Below are 25,568 nucleotides of genomic sequence, written 5' to 3'. Positions count from 1 at the left end.
GGATTAAAGTATTGTGCCTTATTTTGATCAAAAAAATAAGCAGGATTGAAAAAAAGAGCACTCGACCTTGTTGTGATTTCCGATGTTCATCTAGGTACCTATGGTTGTCACGCCGACGAATTGTTGGAATATTTAAAATCTATAAAACCTAAAATACTAATCCTTAATGGAGACATTATTGATATTTGGCAGTTTCGCAAATCGTACTTCCCTAAATCTCATTTAAAAGTAATAAAAAAGATTCTTGACTTTACCTCCAAAGGAACCAGGGTTTACTATATAACCGGTAACCATGATGAAATGCTCAGAAAGTTCAGTGAAACCAAAATGGGAAATTTTTCCATACTTGACAAACTCGTATTAGAACTTGACGAAAAAAAAGCCTGGTTTTTTCATGGAGACATCTTTGACAATTCTGTAAATCAAGCAAAATGGATTGCTAAGCTTGGCGGTATTGGTTACGATTATCTTATTTTATTAAACCGATTTGTAAACTGGTGTTTAGTAAAATTCGGCAAAGAACCTTACTCGCTTTCCAAAAAAATTAAGGCCAGTGTAAAAAAAGCCGTTAAATTTATTTCAGATTTTGAAAATGCTGCGATAGATTTAGCCATTGACAATCAATACGACTATGTGGTTTGTGGTCATATTCATGAACCGAAGCTTGAAGAACGAACAAACAAAAAAGGAAAAACCACTTATTTAAATTCTGGTGATTGGATTGAGAATTTAACTGCTTTAGAATACAACAACAAGCGCTGGAAATTATACAAACACAAGAAAATTTCTAAAGTAGATGAGGAAAAAGAATATTTCGAAATGGAGGAAAAATTTTGTGAAGAGCACATGATCGTCAATTTTTTAACAAGAAATTAAGATATACTTCATTTTTAGTATATTAGCCACAAATTACTAATCAACTAAACAATGAAAACTAAATTTTACCTACTAGCAGCCCTTAGTGCTATGCTTTTTTCCTGCTCTTCTGATGATTCCTCAGGCGATAACTCTAATAATTCGGGGTTTCAGCTACCTTTAACGAGTAACAAATTCTGGACATACAAAGTTCATGGGCAAACAGGAGAAACAAGAGATTCGCTTTATATTTCCGGAGACACTATTATTGACTCTAAGACCTATAAACGATTTGATGTGCGCAATGGTCTCGCCACCGGTTTTTATTCTAACTCATTAAGAAACAACGGTGTTAGAGAATTTGATAATAAACTTTTGCTGTCTGGTGATTTATCAATGGGACTTGGACAAAATCTTCCAATTGCATTAGACCTTACTCTTTCAGATTTCATAATTTTCAAGAAAAATGCCACTAATGGTGAAGCGCTTTCTTTAATAGAAAATTCCGTGCAACAAGATTTTGGTGGTTATCCCCTAACTATCAATTATAAATTAAAGTCTATTGGAGGTGAAAGTCTCGCCGCTTATACATCAAATGGTGTGAATTATACTGATGTAAAAACTTCTAAAATCGTTTTACGTGCATCTATAACTACAGTTCAAACCGTTATGGGCTTTACTGTTACAATTCCAATTATGCAGGAACAGGATGTATTGGTTTCAACACAATACATAGCAAACGGCATCGGTGTTGTCTATACAAAAACTGATATGCAATACCAATTAAATGCATCAATCCCTATTACATTACCAATTCCTAGTTCGGGAAGTACTACACAAGAGGAATTTTTAGATACACACAACTAATTTGTTGAAAAAAAATTGCGATTTTGTACAATAAAATAATGTGTTAAAATTTTAAGAATTTTTAAAAATCTAAAAAAAGCTAGGTTTACCTTTGTTAAAATTAAATCATTATGAGGAAAATATTTTTATCAGCTTTTATGCTAATAGGATTAGCATTAAGCACTCAGGCTCAGGAATTTAAAAACGCAATCGGTTTGCGTTTAGGTGACAACGATGGATTTGGTGGTGAGGTTTCTTACCAACGATGGATATCAAACAAAAACCGCCTTGAATTTGATTTAGGCTGGAGAGATACCAAACATTATGATGCCGCAAAACTTATTGGAATTTACCAATGGGTATGGAACATTGACAATGGCTTTAAATGGTATGCTGGACCAGGTGCTGGTATTGGAACTTGGAGAGCAGACATTTACAGAGTAAACAATGGTAACGGAAATTATTATTATACCAGTGACAATGGCGTTTTCTTAGTTGCAACCGGTGATATCGGAATTGAATACAACTTTGATATTCCACTACAGATTTCATTGGATTTCAGACCTGAAATTTATATCAGTTCGGATTATACAGACCTTCGTGACGATAGCTTCGGACCCGATTTTGGCTTGAGTGTTCGTTACAAATTCTAAAAAATAAAAAGTCCCGATTTGATCGGGACTTTTTTATTTTACTTCATAAATCTTATTCTTTTTAACCACTACAAGACAATACGGATTTGTAAGTGCCATCGTGGCCATTTCACCTTGTTTAGGTCCTGTAATCTTTCTTTGGATTATGGTTTTTCCTGGCTCATTTTGGACTTTATCTACAGAGAGAGTATATCCTCCTGTGTTTTTTTGCCCAAGATATAAAGCAAGAACACAATTTTCAGAAAAATCAATTTTTTCAAAATTAGAATACACTTCGGAATCCAGCTGAAGCTTGGTAAACAAGTCTGTAAGTGCTTCCGAAGAGTCAATTATATCATAACCCTGCTTCTGAGCACCTCCATATTCGTTTTGATATAGAATTCTAAAACCTTGAGCGCCCAATTTCATTTCTTTTTGAGAATTACAAGAAAAGAATAGTGCAAATAAACTAACTAATAAGATTTTTATTTTCATATTTCTTCAATGCTTTTTGATACAACTTTTCGTAAATAGGCATAATTTCCTGAATATCAAACTCTTTTGCCACTTCCAAAGCATTTTTCTTAAATTGAAGCAAACGATCATCGTCCGATAAAATTGCAATTGCATTTCTGGACATTTCCTCAATATTACCAACATCGCTTAAATAACCCGAAAAACCTTGTTTATTTACTTCAGGTAAGCCGCCAGAATTACTTGATATTACAGGTACACCGGCAGACATTGCTTCTAAAGCTGCCAGACCAAAACTTTCAGTCTCGGAAGGAAGCAAAAACAAATCGGAATAACATAGAATCTTATCAATCTCATGACTGTTCCCGAAAAAAATCACTTTGTCTGTAATTTTCAACTCTTCACACATTTTTTCAGCTACTTCTTTTTCAGGACCTTCCCCTACCATCATAAGTTTAGAAGGAATTTGTTTTTGTATTTCATAAAATACTTTAACCACATCCGGAATGCGTTTTACTTTTCTGAAATTACTGATGTGTGTGATGATCTTCTGATCCTGAGTTGCCATCAAAGAACGATGACAAGGAGAATTCACATCAACTCGGTTCTTGTCAATTTCAATAAAATTTGGAATCACTTCGATTTCTTTATCAATGTCGAATAAACGATACGTTTCGTCTTTCAAACTTTGGGAAACTGAGGTAACATAATCAGATTTATTAATGCTGAACGAAACCGCCGGCTTATAAAACGGATGATTCCCCACTAAAGTGATATCGGTTCCGTGCAAGGTAGTAATCATTGGGATTTTGATTCCTTCACGTTTGAGCATCTGCTTTGCCATATAACCGGCATAAGCATGAGGGATAGCATAATGCACGTGCAAGATTTCTATTTTGTGCAGTTTCACCATATCAACCAATTTACTGGAAAGTGCTAATTCATAAGGCTGATAATGAAATAACGGATATTCAGGAACGTTTACTTCATGATAATGAATATTCTGATTTAAGAGCGCCAAACGAACCGGCTGACTGTAAGTAATAAAATGGATTTCGTGACCACGACGGGCCAGCTCGAGTCCTAATTCTGTTGCTACAACTCCACTACCTCCAAAGGTGGGATAACAAACTATTGCGATTTTCATCTGTTGATTTTGAATTTATGATACAGATGTAACCAATACGGCGCAAAGTGGAATTTACAGAACGAGTATCAGTTGCATTTCTTGTTTTTAGTGCTACTAAATTAAACTAAAAAAGTAAGGCAAAACCCTACTTTTAGATAATATTAACGTTGTTTGGAATGTTGGCTCAAAGCCGCTTCATACTTAGAAATCCAATCTTCCACTGTCATTTTTCGGAACAGTTCTGCAAGCAATTCATAAGGCATTTGATCCACCTTTTTAAAACGGATGCAGCTTTTGCCCATATCCAGTTTGGTTTTCATGTGTTTAGGATATTCCGAAACAAACCAATCCAGCAAATTTTTATCAGAATAAATTCCCATATGATAAACCGCGATAAAGTTCTTTTGAGAAGCAATGCTCAAAAAACCTAAAGGTAATTTTGGATCACAATGATAACCGTTCGGGTAAGTAGAATGCGGTACCACATAACACAGCATTCCATAACCAATGGTTTCTTTAAATCCTTTCGGGAGATTTTGCAAAACGGTATTTCTTAATTTTTCCATTGCCAGCTTTCGGTCTTCAGGCAAGGAATTCATGTATTCTTCTGGAGATTGGGCTTTTGATTGCATGCGTTATCTTTTTCTAAAATAAGAAATAAATTATTCCGAAATGGCTTCGTAAATCACTTTTTGAATATCTTCTCTGATATTGTTTTTAGATAATTTATTCTCGTTTGCATCCGGATAAGTTCTGTTGGATAAGAAAATATAAATCAAATCTTTCTCAGGATCTGCCCAGGCAATGGTTCCTGTAAATCCTGTATGACCAAAACTTGTCATTGAGGCACAACCACAAGTTGGCCCTTCACCACTTAATTGTGGTTTATCAAAGCCCATTCCTCTACGATTTCCAACATTACAATATGCGCAATTATTGAAGGCATCAAATGTCTTTTCTGAGAAATACTGTTTACCAGCATAATTTCCTTTTTGTAAAAACAACTGCATCATTTTGGCTACGTCTAAGGAGTTTGCAAACAAACCGGCATGACCTCCAACACCATCCTGCATTGCGGCTCCCATATCGTGAACATAACCCTGAATGGTAGTGTAACGGAAATACTTGTCCACTTCAGTAGGCGGTATGACGCTCATATCCATTTTACGTAAAGGATTGTAGGTCATGGTGTTCATTCCCATTGGTTTATAAAAATGATTATCACTTATAAAATCCAAAGGTTTATGATAGGTTCTTTCCAGATATTCTTTTAAAATGATGAAGGTAAAATCACTGTATTTATACTGCTTTTTCGGAAGCAATGGACTCTCTGCAATACGTTTGATAATGGTATCCTGATAATCTTTCCTTAAGAATAAATTTTCAGTAACCTGTAGCGGGAATTCCGGAGAATAAGTCTTTCTGTAATATTTTTTTGAAGGATGTTTAGTACTGTCCAAAGTAGCCTGATAAAAAGGAATCCAAGCCTGAAGACCAGCCTGATGAGCTAGTAAATCCTTCAGGATAATATCTTTTTTATCGGTGTGTTCAAAAGCAGGAAGCATATGTCCCAATTTGGTGTCAAATTTAATTTTTCCTTTATCGTACAATTGCATTACGTTAGGCAAAGTCGATAAAATTTTGGTTAACGATGCTAAATCGTAAACATCCTGATTGGTTACTTTAGTGTCTTTCTTATAATTGTGGTAACCAAATGCTTTTTGATAAAACACTTTTCCTTTTCGAGCAATCAAAATTTGCATTCCCGGCGTCATATTTCCGTCAATTGCTTTTTTGGCTAAATCATCAATTTTAGCTAAAATCCTTGGGTTCATACCAACACTTTGCGGAGTTCCGTAGGCAAGAATATTTGTTTTCGAGGTTTTGAATCCATCATCAACCTTGAAAAACGTATTAATTGAAACCGGAAGTTTTCCTTTAGCTCCAATAGCACCAAAAATAACTTCTGAAGCAACAGTTTGAGCAATAGTATTGTTCTGATAAGCCAAAACTACATTCTTGATATTTTTAAAATCTTTTACCGCCAACAAAGTATATGGCTTTGCAAATACAGCAAGAGTTACGTCTTTATGTTTAGCAATCGAGTCTAAAATAGCGAGTTCATTTGATTTGAAATCGTGTTTTTTCCAGGCTCCGTCTGCTTTGTGAAATCCAATAATTACTTTAGAATAAGGTTGAAGGTTCTTAAGCATTAAATGAATGCTGTCGGTTTCAATTTCTGTAATTTTCGAATACGTTTTGATGCCGTTTAAAAAAGCTTCGTTGGTATCGTCTCCAATTTTTACATAAGCAATATTCTCGTGTTCAACTTTGGTAATTGGAAAATTGTCTTCTTCTTTTTTAAGAACTGTAGCCGCACTTTCATATAATTGATAATTCAGATCTTCATACTCAGCAGCGTTCAAATCTTCATATAAATTCTTTAATTCGATTGGTTTGTAGTGATCTAACCCAGAACGAAACTTGTATTTCAATATCTTTTTTACCGAATGCTCCAATCGTTCGTCTGTAATTAACGAATCGTTGTAAGCCTGACAGAACTTCTCCAGAGCAACGGGAACATTTTCAGCAAAAAGCAAAATATCGTTTCCGGCCATAAAGGCTTCTAAATCGATATCACCCGGCTGTTTAAAATTACTCGCTCCTTTCATGTTCAAGGCATCCGTAAAAATCAACCCTTTGAAATCCAGCTCGTTCTTAAGTACATTGGTAACTACGTTATAGGAAATCGAAGTTGGATAACCGTCTCTGGGTTCAAGGCTTGGAACATTCAAATGAGCAACCATTACACTTGCCAGTCCTTCTTTGAAGAGTTTTTTATATGGATAGAATTCGACTTCGTTGAGTCGCTCTTTCGAGAAATTGACCATTGGTAATGTATGATGCGAATCTGTAGAAGTATCTCCGTGTCCAGGAAAATGTTTTCCAGTAGCCCAAACTCCCTCACTTTGAATACCTTTCATTAAGGCCAAAGCGTGTTCGGTCACATGTTCTTTATTTTCACCAAATGATCGGTTACCAATAATAGGATTGGATGGATTGGTGTTGATGTCTAAAACTGGGGCAAAGTTGAAATGCAATCCTAATCGTTTTGCCTGTTTTCCCATTTGCTTACCCATTTTTTCAATGAGTTTCATATCCTGAACTGCTCCCAATGTCATGTTCCAAGGATAACGATACGTGGAATCCAGTCGCATACTCAGTCCCCACTCCCCGTCAATTCCAATAAACATCGGAACTTTTGATTTTGCCTGATAACGGTTGGTTAATTTCGCCTGACGTACCGGACCTCCCTGAAAAAAAATCAAACCACCAATTTTATATTCTTCTACAAGTTTGTCAATGGATTTTACATGCTCTGCATCTTTATTGGAATAGGCCGCAACCATAAATAACTGCCCTACTTTCTCTTCAAAAGTCATTTGATTGTAAATGCTGTCCACCCAAATTTTTTCGCGATGTTCGGAAACATCAGGCAACGGATTTACTTTGCTTTGTGAAAAACAAAACGAACTGAGAAAAAGAAAAAAGACAAATAATTTACGCATAGCAATCTATTGGAGGCGGTTGAAGAAAATGTTTGGAAATTAAAAGAAACGGTTGTGCCAGCTTTCTTTAGCAGGAACCTCCCAAAAATCCTGCCATTCTCCAATTGTATTAACTAAATTGTTAAATACAACCGTATTTTCAGAAACAGCTTTCTCTTTTGCCATTTTTTTAAAATCGATAAGTGGCTTATAGGCAATATGTTCCCCTAATTTAAAGGTAACATTCATTTTATCTAATAAATCCACTTCGTATTTCTTTTCAAGACTCTGAATGAAATTAACAGAGGAATCGATAGAACAGCCAGTAGCAGCTTGTACAGACTGATCAATAGCCAAGATAATAAAACGGTGGTATTTCGTAATAAACGAAGCCTGAAGCCCGGTCCCGTGTGCAGACCATTCATTAATAAACGTTTCTAAGGACGTTTCAATTTCTTGAAGTTCCTCATCTGTGAACTTTCTGTTGGATTGATAGATCCAGATTTTTGATTCTTCTGGAAGTGTATTAAAATCTACGTACATAATAATATCTAGTAAGCTACAAAAATAACCTTTTAGAATTAGATAGCCGAAATCTTAAAAATATTTTAGCATAAAAAAAACCACCGTTCCCTAAAACGATGGTCTTTTTGCCACAATATAACTAACCCCTAATAACTAACTAACATATTTAATCTCTAATGTTAATGACTATCCATCTTGAGGCAGTCCCGTCATAAACTAATTCAACCGTACCAACACCTGCCGTGGAAGTTGACGAACCAATAGTATCAATTGTATTAATTGCAGTACTTGACAATAAATGATCAACCTTCATATTTACAGCCGATGAATTATACAAAATGATATGTCTACCATCAATTCCTCCAATAATACCTCTAATAGAAAAATTCTGAGTTGATCCGTAAAGTCTAAAAACCACTACTCCTGCGTTAGTCCCATTCAAATCCAAATCCAGATTATCAAATACTGTATTTGAAACTGGCGTAGTCATTCTAATTGGAGCGACTTTATATTTTGAATTATCAGTACCTGCTGCACTTAATTCATTTCCAATGAGCGTTAAATTTGGACCAATCTTGACATCTGCCATTATTCCCTGAGCACAAGTTCCTACTAATTTAGTAGTAGTAGTAGTGTTATTGGTATTGGTAACCCTCATAGTCCCTTCCACATGTAAAGTAGACAATGGGTTTGTTGTTCCGATTCCAACTTGACACACAGCAAGCTGGGAAAACAGTAAAATTGCCACACCTACTGTTTTCAATAAGTAATTATTTTTCATACGACCCCTTGTTTTTAATTCTATAACTAAGTTACTTCATCAAAATACTATTGTTAAAATAATCCGTTGATATGCTATAAAAATTGATGAAAAACATCAGATTCGATAAAAAACCAATTAAATCGATGAAAATTTCGCAACAAAAAAGCCTATAATCGAAATTATAGGCTTTTTATCGTTTGTATTATTAGGAATCTTATAAATCCTGTGCGTTGGCAATAAGTTCGGCAACGTCCATTACTTTAATTGATCCTTCTTTTTCCTTGAACTTCACACCATCGGTTAACATAGTATTACAGAAAGGACAACCAGCTGCAATAATTTCGGGTTGTGTCTCCATAGCATCTTCTGTTCGTTCAACGTTTATGTCTTTGTTTCCTTTTTCAGGTTCTTTAAACATTTGAGCACCACCCGCTCCACAGCATAATCCGTTTTTTTTAGAACGTTTCATTTCCACTAACTCTGCATCCAATTTCTGGATTAAATCACGAGGCGCTTCATAAACATTATTGGCACGTCCTAAATAACAAGGATCATGGAACGTGATTCGTTTTCCTTTAAATTGACCTCCCTCAATCGATAAACGACCTTCGTCTAATAACGATTTTAAGAATTCTGTATGGTGAACCACTTCGTATTTTCCGCCTAATTCTGGGTATTCATTTTTAATGGTATTGAAACAATGCGGACAAGCCGTTACGATTTTCTTGATTTCGTAAGCGTTCATCACTTCAATGTTTGTCATAGCCTGCATTTGAAACAAAAACTCGTTACCAGCACGTTTTGCAGGATCACCGGTACAGCTTTCCTCCGTTCCTAAAACCGCAAACGAAACATTCGCTTGGTTTAAAAGCTTTACGAAGGCTTTAGTAATTTTTTTTGCTCTATCATCAAAACTACCTGAACAACCTACCCAAAATAAAACTTCCGGTTGCTTGCCCTGGGCCATCATTTCGGCCATTGTAGGTACTGTTAAATTTGCTGACATATCTCTAGTGTAATTGAAATCGTTAATTAATTATGCTTCGTCTTTCCAGTTAAGGCGGTCCATTTGGTTGTATTGCCAAGGCGCACCGTTATTTTCGATGTTGGTCATCATGTTGTTTAATTCGGTTGGAGCTGCACTTTGCTCCATTACCAAATACCTTCTCATATCCATGATGATTGAAAGCGGGCTGATATTTACCGGACATTCCTCCACACAAGCATTACAAGATGTACAAGCCCAAAGTTCCTCAGGAGTGATGTAATCGTTTAATAATGATTTACCATCAGGAACAAATACTCCTTTGTTTTTATCGATGTTCTTACCTACTTCTTCCAAACGGTCACGCGTATCCATCATAATTTTACGAGGAGATAACTTTTTACCGGTTTGATTCGCAGGACAAGACGATGTACAACGACCACATTCAGTACAAGTATAAGCATTCATTAACTGAACCCAGTTTAAATCCTGAACATCACTTGCGCCGAATTTAGCAGGAGTTGCATCAGCATCTGGAGCCGGAGCTGCAAACGGATCTGCATTGGGATCCATCATCAATTTTACTTCATTGGTTACCGATTCTAAGTTATCAAACTGACCTTGAGGGTTTAAGTTTGCAAAATAAGTATTCGGGAACGCCAATAAAATATGTAAATGCTTAGAGTAATATAGATAGTTTAAGAAAACTAAAATTCCGGAAATGTGTAACCACCACGTAGCTCTTTCAAGCAATTCTACAGTATGGTTGTTCATTCCGTCAAAAATTGGTGCAATTAATTGGGAAACAGGAAACGAACCTGCCTGAATATAATGACCAAATCCTCCTTCTACATACTGCAAATGATAATCCGCAGCATTCATGAACAAGAAAAGGAACATCAATACTGTTTCGAAATACAAAATATAATTGGCATCATTTCTAGGCCATCCTTTTAAATCACCGTGAATAAAACGTTTAAGTTTCACTACATTTCTTCTGATCCAGAATGTAACTACCGCTACAATTACCAATAAGGCTAAAATTTCGAAAGAACCAATCAAAAAGTTATAGAAACCGCCTAAAAACGATAAAGCTCTGTGAGTTCCAAATAAACCATCAATCACGATTTCCAAAACTTCAATGTTGATGATCACAAAACCAACGTAAACAAAAATGTGCAAAATTCCTGCAATTGGCCTTCTCACCATTTTGGATTGACCTAAAGCAATCATGGTCATGTTTTTCCAGCGTTCAGATGAATTATCGGAACGGTCAACATCCTGTCCTAATTTAATATTTCTAATTAGTTTCTTTATGTTTTGAGCAAAATAGCCACCTCCTAGAATAAGAAGTATCGCAAACAGTATATTAGGTAAAATACTCATAGGGTTGGTTTAAATAGTTCTATTTTTTTGGTTGTTCGGTTGGTGCGGTATAAGGCTTCTCTTTCTTTCCGAAGAGAGAAACGTTTACGTAACGGGTCGGGTGCAAACGCAAATCCTGAAGCAACAATTCAAGTTCTTTTGAAGCCTTTGATAAGTTGTTGTACATGGCCTCGTCTTTCATTAATTTACCCATGGTTCCTTTTCCGGATTCCATATCGGCCATTAATTTATTTACGTTAACCAATGTTTTTTCAAGGTTTTCAACTGTTTCTCCTAGCTTGGCTTTTTCTAAATCTTCAGAGATTTTCGCAAAATTACTTGTTGTTTTGTCTAAATTAGCCACAGCCGAACCTAACTTATCTTTATTTTCAGCAAGGATTTTATCTGCACTAGCAGAAACCGAACTGAAATTGGTCATGGTTTTGTTTAACTCCGCAATAGTCTTTTTTAAATTTGCTTTGGTATTAGCATCTAAAACATCGTTTAAATTTGCTAATAAAGCATCAGCATTAGATAAAACTGCGTTTAACTTTTCTTGAATCGGAGTTAAGTTTTTTTCTAATGAAGCCGTTAATCCCAATTTAACTTGAGGTTGAAGATAATCCCCCGATTTAGCATAGTTAGTATCCTGAAAATTCGGGTTGATTGAAATTTGTTTCCCACCGATAAATCCTGGTTCATAGATACTTGCCGTACTAGATTTAGAAACTGGAAAATCATTATTCATCTGGATCTCCACCAATAACTTTCCGGTTTTGGGATCAATGGTAATTGTATTTACTTTTCCAACTGTCAATCCGTTGATGGTTACTGGTGCAGAAGGAGCCAATCCTTCTACATTTTCATAAACAACATAAAACTTTCTTGAAGTGTCGAATAAATTTTTTCCTTTTAGAAATGAATAGCCCCAAAAACATAATAAAATGGAACCTATAACTAAAACTGCTGTTTTTACTTCTCTAGTAATTTTCAAAATAAATATCTTTTTTGAGCAAAATTAAAACAAAATAATTTAGAATGGTTTTATATTATCGTAAAGCTTCCTGAATAGTGATCTTTTGACCGTTTTTGTACGCTACGATAAATGCAGAGGAATATCCTTTAGCCTTAGCCTCTTCCAAATCTCTTTTTGATTGTTCATAATTACTGGTAGAACCAAAGTAATACTTATGAATAGCACCTTCTTCAATGGAAACTCCGGACAATCCGTTAAAATTGCTCGGGATTAACTCCATTTTTTTGGAACTGGCCGAAATCTGAACCTTGAAAATAATATTGGAAGTTACAGAAACCGATTTAGTATCTTTTACCTTAGGCGTATCAATTGGAGTTGTTTTTACTTCGTTTACCTTTGGCGTTTCTGGTACATACTCTTCAGTTCCCGGAACAAAATACTCTTTTTTATAATCTAAAATAGCTTTGGCAATCGCACTTGCAATTTTCTCCTGACCTTCATCGGAACTTAAATAAGCACCTTCTTCTTTATTGGAAACAAAGCCCATCTCAATTAAAACCCTTGGCATGTAGTTTTTTCTCAACACAAGGAATCCGGCCTGCTTTACACCGCGACTCTTTCTGCCTAAATCATTTTCAAATCCTTCCTGAATACCGGCTGCCAATTCAATACTCTGATCTAGAAATTCTTCCTGAACCACAGTCATTCCAATTACAGATTCCGGAGAATTGGGATCATAACCGTCGTACTTGATTTTATAATCTTTCTCCATGGTAACTACCTCATTCTCCTTTTTTGCAACCTCTAAGTTGGAAGCATTTCGTGTTACCCCCATTACATAAGTTTCTGTTCCGCTTGCCACTGTATTTTTATTGGCATTACAATGTATGGAAACGAAAATATCTGCTTTTGCTTTATTAGCAATGTTTGCACGCTCGTCCAACGGAATGAAAACGTCTGTTTTTCTGGTATAAATAACCTGAGTTAAAGCATCTGCCTCTAGGATACGTCCAACTTTTAGTGCTACGTTCAGAGCATTATTTTTTTCTACATAACCATGATATACGGCACCAAAGTCGTTTCCGCCATGACCGGCATCCAAAACAACTCGAAATTTTGCGTTATTCTGACTGTAAAATGAGGTAGCACTAAACAAAAGCCCTACAACAGCGATTTTAAAAAAACTGTTCATTTTCATTACTCTTTAATTATTCGTTGTCATCAAATGAAGAAATAAAAGCACTTGAATAGCCTTTCCCTTTAGCTTCACTTAATAATTTTTCACATTCTGATTTACTGCTTACGCTTCCATAAAAATACTTATAAAATCCGTTTTCATGTATACGTGTCACATTTTTTAATCCTTTAAAATTTGAAGGAACCGTATCAACTTTCTTTTTACTGGTTCCGATTTGCACCTTATAATAAGTACCATTTTTAGTATTAGAGCTTACCACAGCTTCTTTTTCGTGTTTGTCTTGCTCTATATTTTTATCGTTTTCTTCTTTTTCAGCATTGAATTTTACAGAAGAATGATTGCTGTTTTTGAACTTCAGAATTGCATCGGCAATGGATTTAGCCAATTCGTTTTTACCTTTTTCTGAACCTAAATAACGTGCTTCGTTCGGGTTGGAAAGAAATCCTAATTCGATAAGAACACCAGGCATCAAAGTCGCATCTAAAACCCAAAGCGGTTGCTGGTGTACTTTTTTGTTTTTCCTGTTAAGCTTTTTTTCAAAACTATTCTGAATGGTACTGGCCAATTCAATACTCTTAATTAACGATTCTTCCTGAAGCAATTTTAGTCCTATTAATGTTTCAGGCTTGTTCGGATCAAATCCTTTATAATTTTCTTTATAGTTTTTCTCCTGAAAAATTACCGAGTTTTCCGTTTTTGCAATTTCCAGATTAGTCGAAGTACGCGAAAGCCCCATTACTAAAGACAACGAACCATACGGTTTTGCCGAGGTAGAAGAATTACAATGCACAGAAACAAACAAATCTGCTTTAGCTTTATTAGCCTTGTCTGCTCGTTCCCTAAGCTCTACAAACACATCGGTCTTTCTTGAATAAATTACTTTCACGTCGTTATAATCATCCAAAATCCTGCCAATTTTTAAAACCACATCAAGGGCAATATCTTTTTCCTTATAACCGTTTTTAATGGCACCGAAATCTTTACCACCGTGACCTGCATCCAATACCACTTTAAAATCAGATTTTGATTGTGACTGCACACTCATTACCGGAATTAAAAATGATAAAAAAAATAAATATTTAAACGATATTCTGTTAAACATAAAATTAAGGATGAAACTCAATGGTTATAATTTTTATAAATGCTTATTTTTGCCAAAAAATATATGTAAGTTTGAACCGTCAAAAATTAAGCCAGATTTTTACAAAAATAGTATTAAAAGCGTTGCGTACAAACTTATTTCATATCGTTTTATTATCAATGTTCCTAACACTTGGGGATTTTGAAATGCACTCACAGGAAAACCCTTCTAAATCTATTCGTGTACCTTCTGAAAAACAGAAAGATAAGATAAATTTATCTGCAAACGATCTTATTAAAATTGCAGATTCCACCAAAACGGATTCCGTTAAAAAAAAGAAGCCGATTTTAGAAGGAATTGTTAAACGTAAAGCGTTGGACTACGAAAAGATTGACCAAAAAAAGAAACAGCTTACCCTTTATAATCAGGCTGAACTTACTTATAAAGACATCGAATTAAAAGCGGGAATTATCGTTTTCGATTATGAAAAAAATGAAGTTTACGCAGGAAGAATCAAAGACAGTACCGGAAATTTCACGCAACGACCTATTTTTAAACAAGGAAGTAATGTAATTGAACCGGATTCCATTCGCTTTAATACCAAAACAAAAAAAGCACTGGTTTGGAATTCAAGAACTCAACAAGGGGAATTTCGGGTAAAAGCCGAAGTTAGTAAAAGAGAAAACGATTCAGTGTATTTTATGCGAAATGCACGTTTCACTACATCGGAAGACATTGAAAACCCTGAATATTATTTCCTTGCCCGAAAAATAAAATTTGTTCCTAAAAAGAAAGTAGTGGCCGGTTTTACCAATATGGTTATTGCCGATGTTCCTACTCCGCTGGCATTGCCTTTTGCCTACTTTCCAATGACTGAAAAATCGGTTTCCGGCTTTATTGTACCCACTTTCGGAGATACACAACAACGTGGTTATTACCTTCAAAATGGTGGGTATTATTTTGCACTTAGCGATTATTACGATTTGGCAGTACTTGGAGATTATTACACCAATGGAAGTTATGCTTTACGTTTTGAAAGCAATTATGCTCAGCGCTACAAGTTTAACGGTTTAGTAAATGTACGTTTTGAGAATCAGATTTTTAGCGAACGTGGATTTCCTGATTATGCAAAATCAAGACAATATAACATTCAGTGGTCACACAATCAGGATACAAAAGCCAGTCCTAATTCAAGGTTCTCGGCATCGGTTAACTTAGGTAGCAGCCAATATTTTAGACAATCACTAAATCAAACAAACATCGGATCCTCAATAAATAACAACTTGAGCTCTTCGATTTCTTATGCAAAAACCTTTCATACCGTTCCGCAAGTAAATTTATCCCTTACGGCAACCCATTCACAAAATACAAACACGGAACAAATTGATATGACCTTACCGACACTTCAGGCAAGTGTTGACCGTATTTTCCCTTTTGCACCAAAGGACGGAATTAAAAAAGGATTCATTAAAAACATCAACTTTCAATATAATTTAAGAGGAGAAAATCGTATCAGAACAACCGATTCGCTTTTCTTTAAATCGGAAATGTTCCGCGATGCAAAAAACGGTTTCCAACATTCCATTCCAATTAGTACCAATTTTAAGGTATTCAAACATTTCAGTGTTACAGCCGGTACCAATTACAACGAAGTTTGGCAATTTAAAACCATCAAAAAAGAATACAGCGCAACTGAAAGTAAAGTTGTAACGAGTGAAGTAAGCGGGTTCGAATCTTTTAGAACTTATAATTTATCAGCCAGTGTTGGAACAACAATTTATGGAACCTTCAATTTTGGAGAGGACAAAAAAATTCAGGCAATCCGCCATGTAGTTCGCCCTAATGTTTCTTACGGGTACACGCCTAGTTTTGATCGCTATTATGAAACTTACGCTTTAGATGCCACCGGAACAACCTATGCTGATTACACAAAATTTGAAAATGGGCTTTTCGGAACTCCTGGCAAAGGGTATGCAAACAATATCGGAATGTCTTTAAGTAATACCTTTGAGGCAAAAATTCGCGATAAAGACGAGACAAAAACCGAGCCTAAAAAGGTAATGCTTTTAAACAATTTGAACTTTGTTACCAGTTATAACATTGCAGCAGATTCTTTAGCATGGTCACCCTTAAGAGTTTCCGGAGGAACCAATTTATTTAAAGATAAATTAAACCTAAACTTTGGAACAACTTTAGATCCTTATGCCATTGACAATTCCGGAAGAAGAACTGATCGTTGGAATATTGATAACGGAGGAAGTCTATTCCGAATGACCTCTACCAATGTTACTTTGAATTATTCCATCAGCAGTAACGATTTTTCGGGCAAGGCAGCTACGGAAACCGGTTCAGAACAAACAACTTTAAACGGCGGACGACAAGACGATTTATTTGGCCGTGGCGTAGATTTAAGCGATCAGCGTCAAAGCCTTTTCAAAAAAGATAATGATGAAAATAAAGAGAAGCAATCTTCCGAATTTTATTCTTTAAAAATTCCTTGGGATTTGCGTCTTGCCTACTCTTTAACCTACTCGAACAATAATCGTGAGAACAAAGTAGTAGGAAATTCATTGATGATGTCCGGAAATGTTGATATTACTCCTAAATGGAAAATGGGCTTTTCTTCCGGTTACGATTTTGTTCAGAAAGGCGTAACCTATACCCAATTACGATTTGAACGCGATTTGTTAAGCTGGAGAATGGATTTTAACTGGATTCCTATTGGAACATATACCTCTTGGGGATTCTTTATCGGAATCAAATCTTCGGTATTGAGCGATATCAAATGGGATAAAAGAAGCCTTCCGGACAGACGTTTGAGATAATAATTACAAGTTAAAATACAACATACTTTATATCAATCATGAAGAAAATCATTTTTACAGAGAAAGCCCCAGCTCCAATTGGTCCTTATAATCAGGCAGTTTTGGTTGGAAACACTTTATATACTTCAGGACAAATTGCGATTAATCCTGAAAATGGTGAACTTGTTTTAGACAATATTGAAGTGGAAACCAAGCAAGTAATGGAAAACATGAAAGCAGTTTTGGAAGCAGCAGACATGACTTTTGAAAACGTTTTTAAAACTTCTATTTTCATTAGTGACATGAATGATTTTGCTAAAATTAATGGTGTTTACGGAAGTTATTTTGACGAAAAAACCGCTCCAGCACGTGAAACGGTTCAGGTGGCTTGTTTGCCAAAAAACGTAAATGTTGAAATTTCTATGATTGCTGCTAAATAGCAATCGCTTTTAATAAAAGTTGTGCCGTAGCCTGATTGGTTGCCAGCGGAACATTATGAACATCACACACCCTTATGAGCATGTTAATATCAGGTTCATGAGGGTGTTTTGCTAAAGGATCTTTGAAAAACAAAACCATATTGCATTTTCCTTCGGCTACCCGTGCAGCAATTTGCGCATCGCCTCCCAAAGGACCAGAAAGCATTTTTGTTACTTTAAAACCAGCATTTTCAGCCTTCCCTCCTGTTGTTCCAGTAGCAATTAAACTGATGTTTTCTGAATGTAAAAAATCTTTATGCTCGTTTAAAAACTGAACCAGATCAGCCTTCATGCCGTCGTGAGCGATAATTGCTATTTCCATAATTAAACCGTTACTGTGTGATAATGAATTAACCCGTCAATTGGTTTTCTGAAAACGTTTCCTAATTTCAAGCCGTTTTTAGTTAAAACTTCGTTTAGCTCGTCTTTTAAATAGTAAGCAATCGAACCGATAAAATGAACCGGAACTTCGTGACAGTTCTCAAACTGCTTAATGTTCAGATCTACAAAATTCTGCATTTCTCTAAACACGATTGCTCTAATAAATTCATGGTCTTTATGCTGAATCAAAAACTTGGCAAAAGTGGCCAAATATGCGTTTGGATTAGGCTCTTTATACAAATTATGCTTAATTACATCTGCATCCAAATCATATTCCTTTTCAAAGATTTCAGCCAATTCTTTTGGCATGGTATGGAAATAATATGCACGAATTAAATGACGACCAAATCGGTTACCACTGCAATCATCCATAGCCAAATAACCAAGAGATTGAATCTTCTGATGCAATTCAGTTCCATCAAAATAGCTACAATTGGACCCCGTTCCTAAAATAGAAACGATAGCTTTCTCCCCTCTTGGAGTGGTAGCAAAAACAGCAGCATAAGTATCTTCTTTAACCTCAATGTGTGCATTTGGAAAATAGTCGTGTAAAATCTCCGATAAATGATTTTTCATACGATCGGTACCACATCCGGCACCATAAAAATAAAGCTCTTTGACAATATCTTTGTTTTGAGCAATATCGAATCGTTCATTAATTCGAGTTAAAACTTCTTCTCTTGTTAAAACTTCCGGATTTAATCCAAGGGTACTTGCTGTAAATTGAATGTTTCCATTTTCATCTAAGGCAATCCAATCGGCTTTTGTGGAGCCACTGTCTACTACTAATTTCATGTGTGTTGTGTATAAAAAAATCCCGCTTAAAACGGGATTCAGTAAAAATAGTATTTTTTTACAAATTGGCAATATGCACCGATAAATCAATCAATTTGGAAGAATAACCGTATTCATTATCATACCAAGCTACAATCTTATAAAAAGTTGAATTTAAACCAATTCCTGCTTTTGCATCTACCGTACAAGTATGTGAATCGGAAACAAAATCCTGAGAAACCACATCGTCTTCGGTAAACGACATAATACCTTTCATGGAAGTTTCTGAAGCATTTTTCAACACCGACATGATTTCATCGTAACTGGTCGCTTTCTTTAGTTTAACCGTTAAATCTACTACAGAAACATCGGCAACAGGTACACGCATTGACATTCCGGTTAACTTTCCTTCCAAAGCAGGAATAACTTTTGTCACGGCTTTTGCAGCTCCAGTGGAAGCAGGGATGATGTTCAACAAAGCAGCTCTTCCTCCGCGATAATCTCTTTTAGAAGGTCCGTCAACGGTTAATTGAGTTGCAGTTGTTGCGTGAATTGTAGTCATTAATCCCTCAATAATTTCAAAATTATCATGCAATACTTTGGCTAAAGGTGCTAAACAGTTTGTGGTACAGGAAGCATTGGAAACGATTAAATCTGAAGGTTTTACTTTATCATGATTCACTCCCATTACAAAAGTTGGTGCATCGTTCGATGGTGCTGAGATAACCACTTTTTTGGCTCCTCCTTTTATGTGCGCATAAGCAGTTTCCACCGTTGTGAAAATTCCTGTGCATTCTGCTACTACATCTACTCCTACGGTATCCCATTTTAATACGGACGGATCTTTCTCGGCAGTAACGCGGATAAGTCTATCATTAACATAAAGCTGATTGTCTTTCACTTCAACTTTACCGTCAAAACGACCGTGAACCGAATCGTATTTCAACAGATAAGCCAAATGCTCAACATCCAACAAATCATTAATCGCTACAACTTCTACGTTATCTCTTTTAATAGTTTCTCTAAAAACAATTCTTCCGATTCTCCCGAATCCGTTGATTCCTAATTTTACTTTCGTCATTTTCTTCTTTTCTAAATTATTATTATTGTTATTTTAAGTAGACATAATGTCTGACACTCTCAGTAATTCTTCGTCAATTTTGGATTTGCCTTTTACAGCCTGCTCTAGCGGTGTTAATTCGATTTTATCGGCGATAAGTCCAACCATATAATTTGATTTGCCTTCCAATAAGGATTCCACTGCTTTCATACCATATCTAGAGGCTAAAACGCGGTCAAAACAACTTGGGGAACCACCGCGCTGCATATGTCCTAAAACCGAAACCCGAACATCATATTCCGGCATGTTTTCCTCTACATAATCACGCAATTCGAATACATTTTTACCGATTTTATCTCCTTCAGAGACCACCACAATACTGGAAGACTTTCCGGAAACCTTACTTCGTTTTAACGATTCAAGCAAACGATCGAGTCCTAAATCTTCCTCCGGAATAAGAATTTCTTCTGCTCCTGCACCAATTCCTGCATTTAAAGCAATATGACCCGCATCGCGTCCCATTACTTCCACAAAAAACAAGCGATTGTGTGAATTAGCAGTATCCCTGATTTTATCAATGGCTTCCACAACAGTGTTCAAAGCAGTGTCATATCCTAAGGTATACATAGTCCCAAAAATATCGTTATCAATAGTTCCCGGAATTCCCATAACAGGGAAACCATATTCTTTATTAAAAACCATTCCACCGGTAAAACTTCCGTCTCCGCCAATAATCACTAGGGCATCAATGTTGAATTTAACTAAATTGTCGTAGGCTTTTTTACGCCCTTCCGGAGTTTTGAATTCCATAGAACGGGCAGATTTTAATATCGTTCCACCTTTATTAACAATGTTTTTTACGGCTCTTGGGCCCATTTCAACTATATCGCCGTCAATCATTCCTTCAAACCCGCGGTAAATGCCCATACATTCAATATTATGGAAAGCACAGGTACGAACTACAGCACGAATAGCCGCATTCATTCCAGGCGAATCACCTCCGGAGGTAAGCACACCGATTTTTTTAATGTCCTTCAACATATATTATAATTTATACTATAAATTTAAGAATAACACACGAAAAATCTTATAGAACATTACAATATTTATTGAAATAGTAACATTCTAATTTTTCAAAAAATTAAAAAGTAGTGTTGTTGTTTGTGTGTTGTGTAAGCGTAGTTGCTAGTCGATTTCTGGAACTTTTGTTGCGTCGGTTTTTTTCTTTTCCGCCTTTTTGTTCTTTTTATCGTTGATAAATTTAATAAATTCTGGTGACAAATCCGAATCCGGAAGCTGATCTGTTGGATTATTTGAAGTTGCATCCGGTTCTTTCTTAGAAAATACCTTTCTCCAAAGTTCTCTAACATTATCAAAATCAACTTGATAGGTAATACCAACACCTTGTGTATACCCTATACCTTCACCTATATAATTTATATCATTTTCTCGGTTAAACATTCGAGCTTTTAAGCTACCTTCCTTATTCAGAAGCATTTGCAGCTCGACATTTCCTACAATTGCAGACTGCTCCGTACCTCCAACCGGAACTCCAAGTTTTCCGTTGATGGTAATTCGGTCACTGATTTGTGTAGACATGGTAACCCCAACCCTATCTTGTGTTTGCAACAATGGATTTCGGTCTCCCTGAACATAATTCACGCCAATTTTCAGTTTATCGTCATCGCCGGTAAAAATATCACTGAACATACTGCTGGCACGTTCAAACAAACTTCCTGTAACCGTATTAGCTGCATTTTCAGGAGAAAGAAAACCACCACCCGACAATAATGCAAGAGCCTGTGTTTGACGTGTGTCTTTATCACTTAACTTATAATCAATTTCTGATTTTAAAACAGAACTTACCGTTGGGAATTCAATTCTAAAATCAGGATCAGGATTGCTTAAATTTCCGTTGACGGCAATTACCACCTCTGTTGGAACCTTTTTGTTGAATGAAGCATTATCCAAGATTACCGCAGGATTGGATTCTGTTTTGTAAACGGCTTCCAAGTCCAAACTGGCATTCATTGGTTCACCACTCCAAATAATAGTACTGTATTTCTTTACGGCAAATTTCTTATCAATCAAACCGTAATTTTTGAAATGGTATTCTCCTTCCCAAACCTGGAAATCTCCCCACATATTAAATTTTCCAAGCGTGTTGATTTCCATAGTTAAAGTACCATTTCCTCTACCTTTCATGCTATGGCCTGTATTTCGGTCAAGGATTACCTCAATTTCTGCATCTGGGGTAACGTTAAAATCAAAATCAAGTTCAATACCTTTATAATCTTTCAGGTTTTTGAAGCCGGGAAGATTTTTGCTTTTATTTTTCTTCTCTTCTTCAGTAATAAAATGAATAAAGGAATTGCTACCAACACCTTGTGCATCATTCACAGGAATTTTAATGGAAGTTCCTTTATTGGATTTTGCATCCATTTTTACAACCAAAGCGTTTAATGGTCCTGAAATACTTGCTTCACCATCAATGAAAGCTGTTCCGTAATACAGCGCATCGTCACTGTCTTTCGTATCCAAAGCCAACATGTTTCGGGATTTAATATCCAAATCCAATCGCCAATCGGTCAGTTTGTTATGACGTACACTTCCGTTCAAAATACCTGAAGTTTTGTATTTTGTGTCGATAATTTTAATGTTTCTGAAAAGGAACTGATGCTCAGTTACATCTACAATCGCGTTGTGTTCCATCTCAAAATCAACTCCTAAATAGGGTACTTTCATTCCTGCATCGGAAAGATAAAGTCGTCCGTCAATTTCAGGATCTTTAACCGTACCAACTATTGAAGCCTGACCTGTGGCAAAACCGCGAACATTCGAGAAGACACTTCCCAAAAGCGGCCCAAAAGCACCAATATTGAATTTTGAAAAACCAGTTTCAAGAGAAAGCAAACTCTGTTTGTTTACAACTTCTACGTTTCCGCGAAGATAAAAACTCTCCAAATCATCGTTCTGAATGGTTGAATTTACATTAAACTTTCTAAACGAATTATCACCCGTTACCTTCAAATCCAGATTACCGAGCTGATAACCGTTAATTTGCAGGGAATCAACGGTCAAGGCAGATGTCGGCTGATAAATATCGTTATTCTGCTTAACATTCACACTTCCGTTCAAATTACCGCCAAAAGACATATTGGTGAGTGATGGCGTGACCTTAGCCAAATCAACATTATCAAAAGTAAGCTGTAAATCTTTATAGTTTTTACCTTTTAAAAGCCCGGAAACTTCCATCTTCTGGCCGTTGTGTGAAAGCGCAACTTTTTCAATAGAAAAGTCAGTCAGTTTTTTATTGAAAACCACCTTATTATCCTGAGTATCATTTTCATTCAAGAACCAAAGGTAATTTTTGAAATTCACTTCCGATTTTTTCAAACCAACAACCGATTTGTTGTCTTTATCAATGGTATGGTATAAATTCAGGTTATAGAAGTCCTGATTTTTAGCGCCTCCTTTAAACTCGGAACGAACAAATAAAGTATCGTTCATGGTAACGTTAATTAAGCTAAAATCGGAAATTTTATAATTCTTCGTTTTAATACTATCAAGCTCGATAAAGGCATTATACAACGGGTTTTTATTATCGATTTGAACATTAATATTATCAAAAGCATTATTGTAAGCCACAACATTCGGCGAAGAAAAATTCATTTTGAAATTTCCTTCATCAGCATTGATTTTTCCTTTTAAAACTGTGTTTTCAGCAACCGTGATGTTCGGGTTAAAAATTTCGATAATCTTGTTGTAGATCACAAAATCGAAATCCATGAACTGCCCCGGTTTAAGCTTGTTTGGAGAATAATTTGCGTACAAACTTCCTAAAGCATTCTCCACAATATCTTCAACCTGGTTGATTTTGTACTTTCCAACTACTTTACCCTGAATAATATCCGGCGAATTAATCGTAACTGTTCGAACCCTACTGGCATCAAAGGAAGAAGTTACCTGAAAATCTTCAAAATAGTAATTATCTTTAGTGTTTTGATACGAAGCGTTGGCTACATCAAGTTCTCCTTCAATGTCATCTAAAGTATTTCCTTTGGCTTTTAGTTTTAAATTACCTTTAAAAATTGAAAGGGAATCTTTCTTCATAAAGTTCAGCAAATGTAAATCGGCATAATCTATATTAGCTTGAAAATCATAGTTTTTTACTTTAGAACTTAAGTCGATTAGCCCATTGAAGTCCATGCGCAAATTTGGATCGTTACTATTGAAATATCCTTTAAAATAAGGCATTTTCATTGTACCGTCTATGGTGATATTCTGATAAGTATATCCGTTGTATTTGAACTGATGGACTTTTCCTTTAACAGAAGTATTCAGGTATTTTTTATTGAATCCTTTACCATCAACATCCAAATCTAAAGTGGCACGGCTAATTCCTTTTTGATCGGTTAAAGTACCTAAGTCGAAGTTATGAAGTGAGATAAATCCTTTGTAAGACGCATTGTTAATGTTGTTGATGTTGGTCATGGAAAGTTTCGATTCCAAAGCTCCCAATCCGGAATTCATGAAAACATCTGCATTAATGTAGGTTTTCGTTAATTCAATATCCCCTACTATATCTACATTCCCAAGTTTATTTAATGTTTGAGGAAGTTTTTTTCCTAAAATTCTTGGCAAAATCGCACTTAAATTCTTGTAATTGGAAGAAACCCTGTCGAAATTACCGTTCATGTAAAATTCACCCTTCTTATTAAAAAGGTCTTTAAAATTCACCTTTCCAATAATTTCCGATTGATTTCGATCTACCAATTTCAAATCGTTGAGCACAAAATTATTGAGTGTACCTGTAGCATGCGTTTTTAAAAAGAAACGTTGGTTTTTTCCGAATTCATTATAAAAATAGTTCAAATCATTGGAAGAAACCGAAGCTTTATCCAAATTCACGTCGAAAACAACTTTATTATTAAAATCGGTGAAATCTTTAGGATTGTATTTCAAGGTTACATCACCAAATATTGTGGATTCTGTAGTATTCAAATCCATTTTTTTCAAGATGATGTTCTTTTTGGTGTAGGTAAAATCCGCTGCAAGGTTTTCAACAAATAAACCTCGATGATCTTTTAAAGATAATTTATTGATTTGCGTAGTTACGTTCGGACCTTTAATAAAAAAGTCTTCTAACTCACCGTTTACACGAGTAAAATCAAGCGCTTTATGGTTTTTAAGGTTTTCATCTATTAAACGGAAACGACTGTTGGTAACGTATAAATCATCAACTTTTAAACGAAATTTTCCCGAACCCGGTTTTCCCTCATCAAAAGCGGCAACAAATAAATCAAGATTGGTTTTTGTTTCGCCTTTGTATTTTTTCAGCTTAAAGTTTAAACCGTCCATTCGCGCTTCATCAAAAAACAAACGTGAGTTGGCTACTTCCCTAAAACTTAAAATATTAGATTGAAGACGGTTTACATAAAACAAAGTATCTTTATGATGGTCCGAAATAAGAACACCTTTTAATTTCACACTTCCGAAAGCAGAAATCGCAACTTTTTCAATTTTGATATCGGTTCCGTATTTTTTATTGACCCAATCTGTGGCGTATTTTCCCAATTCGGTCTGAACAACGGGTAAAGAAAGTGCAATCCCCAAAAGCAGTAGCAATAGGATGATTACCAATAGTGTTCGAAGCAGTATTTTTCTAAATTTTTTGATACCCGTAGTAATTA

The 25,568-nt window shown here is 35.6% G+C and carries 21 protein-coding genes; 5 read left to right on the top strand and 16 right to left on the bottom strand.

All coding sequences use genetic code 11. From position 1 onward, the window contains the following. The first annotated feature begins 45 nt into the window (after positions 1 to 45). The 3 genes from LZZ90_RS08675 to LZZ90_RS08665 all read left to right on the top strand — a co-directional run bounded on the left by LZZ90_RS08675 (position 46) and on the right by LZZ90_RS08665 (position 2,354). Positions 46 to 876, top strand: coding sequence for a UDP-2,3-diacylglucosamine diphosphatase (locus tag LZZ90_RS08675; RefSeq protein WP_237790297.1), 831 nt, complete (start codon positions 46 to 48; stop codon positions 874 to 876). Between the two features lie 90 nt (positions 877 to 966). Further along, entirely contained in the window at positions 967 to 1,722 is a 756-nt protein-coding gene (locus LZZ90_RS08670; RefSeq protein ID WP_237790296.1) for a hypothetical protein, read from the top strand. 110 nt (positions 1,723 to 1,832) lie between these two features. Continuing rightward, positions 1,833 to 2,354, top strand: a complete 522-nt coding sequence (locus LZZ90_RS08665; RefSeq protein ID WP_237790295.1) for a hypothetical protein — start codon at positions 1,833 to 1,835, stop codon at positions 2,352 to 2,354. Between the two features lie 33 nt (positions 2,355 to 2,387). Here the strand turns inward: LZZ90_RS08665 and LZZ90_RS08660 are convergent, their stop codons facing one another. The 11 genes from LZZ90_RS08660 to LZZ90_RS08610 form a co-directional block, all read right to left on the bottom strand. Next, positions 2,388 to 2,828 carry a protease complex subunit PrcB family protein gene (locus LZZ90_RS08660; RefSeq protein ID WP_237790294.1) on the bottom strand — a complete coding sequence of 147 codons (441 nt, stop codon included), beginning with the start codon at positions 2,826 to 2,828 and terminating at the stop codon, positions 2,388 to 2,390. Next, the gene (bshA, locus tag LZZ90_RS08655; protein WP_237790293.1) at positions 2,803 to 3,954 is read right to left on the bottom strand and encodes an N-acetyl-alpha-D-glucosaminyl L-malate synthase BshA; all 1,152 of its coding nucleotides are present in this window, start codon (positions 3,952 to 3,954) and stop codon (positions 2,803 to 2,805) included. The genes LZZ90_RS08660 and bshA overlap by 26 nt, the downstream gene beginning before the upstream one ends. A gap of 143 nt (positions 3,955 to 4,097) precedes the next feature. Beyond that, on the bottom strand, positions 4,098 to 4,568 hold the full coding sequence (locus tag LZZ90_RS08650) for a DUF1801 domain-containing protein (protein WP_237790292.1): 471 nt from the start codon (positions 4,566 to 4,568) through the stop codon (positions 4,098 to 4,100). A gap of 30 nt (positions 4,569 to 4,598) precedes the next feature. Continuing rightward, positions 4,599 to 7,505, bottom strand: a complete 2,907-nt coding sequence (locus LZZ90_RS08645; protein ID WP_237790291.1) for a glycoside hydrolase family 3 N-terminal domain-containing protein — start codon at positions 7,503 to 7,505, stop codon at positions 4,599 to 4,601. Between the two features lie 39 nt (positions 7,506 to 7,544). Next, positions 7,545 to 8,027 carry an ABC transporter ATPase gene (locus LZZ90_RS08640; RefSeq protein WP_237790290.1) on the bottom strand — a complete coding sequence of 161 codons (483 nt, stop codon included), beginning with the start codon at positions 8,025 to 8,027 and terminating at the stop codon, positions 7,545 to 7,547. A gap of 148 nt (positions 8,028 to 8,175) precedes the next feature. Then, the gene (locus LZZ90_RS08635) at positions 8,176 to 8,772 is read right to left on the bottom strand and encodes a hypothetical protein (RefSeq protein ID WP_237790289.1); all 597 of its coding nucleotides are present in this window, start codon (positions 8,770 to 8,772) and stop codon (positions 8,176 to 8,178) included. Between the two features lie 214 nt (positions 8,773 to 8,986). Then, positions 8,987 to 9,778, bottom strand: a complete 792-nt coding sequence (locus tag LZZ90_RS08630; protein WP_237790288.1) for a (Fe-S)-binding protein — start codon at positions 9,776 to 9,778, stop codon at positions 8,987 to 8,989. A 30-nt stretch (positions 9,779 to 9,808) separates the two neighbouring features. Continuing rightward, positions 9,809 to 11,143 (bottom strand): (Fe-S)-binding protein, encoded by a 1,335-nt coding sequence (locus LZZ90_RS08625; RefSeq protein WP_237790287.1) that lies wholly within the window; start codon positions 11,141 to 11,143, stop codon positions 9,809 to 9,811. A gap of 19 nt (positions 11,144 to 11,162) precedes the next feature. Further along, complete coding sequence (locus tag LZZ90_RS08620) at positions 11,163 to 12,116, bottom strand: MlaD family protein (RefSeq protein ID WP_237790286.1); 954 nt, start codon at positions 12,114 to 12,116, stop codon at positions 11,163 to 11,165. 55 nt (positions 12,117 to 12,171) lie between these two features. Further along, a complete protein-coding gene (locus tag LZZ90_RS08615; RefSeq protein WP_237790285.1) occupies positions 12,172 to 13,290 on the bottom strand; it encodes an N-acetylmuramoyl-L-alanine amidase in 1,119 nt (372 codons plus the stop codon). A 16-nt stretch (positions 13,291 to 13,306) separates the two neighbouring features. Further along, positions 13,307 to 14,341: an N-acetylmuramoyl-L-alanine amidase gene (locus LZZ90_RS08610; RefSeq protein ID WP_237790284.1), complete on the bottom strand. Its 1,035-nt coding sequence runs from the start codon at positions 14,339 to 14,341 to the stop codon at positions 13,307 to 13,309. Between the two features lie 215 nt (positions 14,342 to 14,556). Between LZZ90_RS08610 and LZZ90_RS08605 the strand changes: the two genes are divergently transcribed. Next, on the top strand, positions 14,557 to 17,202 hold the full coding sequence (locus LZZ90_RS08605; RefSeq protein WP_237790283.1) for a putative LPS assembly protein LptD: 2,646 nt from the start codon (positions 14,557 to 14,559) through the stop codon (positions 17,200 to 17,202). Between the two features lie 38 nt (positions 17,203 to 17,240). Continuing rightward, positions 17,241 to 17,621, top strand: a complete 381-nt coding sequence (locus LZZ90_RS08600; protein WP_237790282.1) for a RidA family protein — start codon at positions 17,241 to 17,243, stop codon at positions 17,619 to 17,621. On the opposite strand, the gene LZZ90_RS08595 is transcribed toward LZZ90_RS08600, so the two are convergent. The 5 genes from LZZ90_RS08595 to LZZ90_RS08575 form a co-directional block, all read right to left on the bottom strand. Then, complete coding sequence (locus tag LZZ90_RS08595) at positions 17,614 to 17,982, bottom strand: methylglyoxal synthase (RefSeq protein WP_237790281.1); 369 nt, start codon at positions 17,980 to 17,982, stop codon at positions 17,614 to 17,616. The two genes, LZZ90_RS08600 and LZZ90_RS08595, sit on opposite strands and share 8 nt — an antisense overlap. Before the next feature lie 2 nt (positions 17,983 to 17,984). After that, complete coding sequence (locus LZZ90_RS08590) at positions 17,985 to 18,836, bottom strand: BadF/BadG/BcrA/BcrD ATPase family protein (RefSeq protein WP_237790280.1); 852 nt, start codon at positions 18,834 to 18,836, stop codon at positions 17,985 to 17,987. Positions 18,837 to 18,894: 58 nt separating this feature from the next. Then, positions 18,895 to 19,896: a type I glyceraldehyde-3-phosphate dehydrogenase gene (gene gap, locus LZZ90_RS08585; protein ID WP_237790279.1), complete on the bottom strand. Its 1,002-nt coding sequence runs from the start codon at positions 19,894 to 19,896 to the stop codon at positions 18,895 to 18,897. 33 nt (positions 19,897 to 19,929) lie between these two features. Beyond that, positions 19,930 to 20,916, bottom strand: coding sequence for a 6-phosphofructokinase (gene pfkA, locus LZZ90_RS08580; RefSeq protein WP_237790278.1), 987 nt, complete (start codon positions 20,914 to 20,916; stop codon positions 19,930 to 19,932). A gap of 144 nt (positions 20,917 to 21,060) precedes the next feature. Further along, the gene (locus LZZ90_RS08575) at positions 21,061 to 25,518 is read right to left on the bottom strand and encodes a translocation/assembly module TamB domain-containing protein (RefSeq protein ID WP_237790277.1); all 4,458 of its coding nucleotides are present in this window, start codon (positions 25,516 to 25,518) and stop codon (positions 21,061 to 21,063) included. Positions 25,519 to 25,568: the final 50 nt, after the last annotated feature.

It is taken from the genome of Flavobacterium sp. SM15 (assembly GCF_022012335.1).
GTDB lineage: Bacteria > Bacteroidota > Bacteroidia > Flavobacteriales > Flavobacteriaceae > Flavobacterium.
This window is presented reverse-complemented; position numbering and strand designations above follow the sequence as displayed.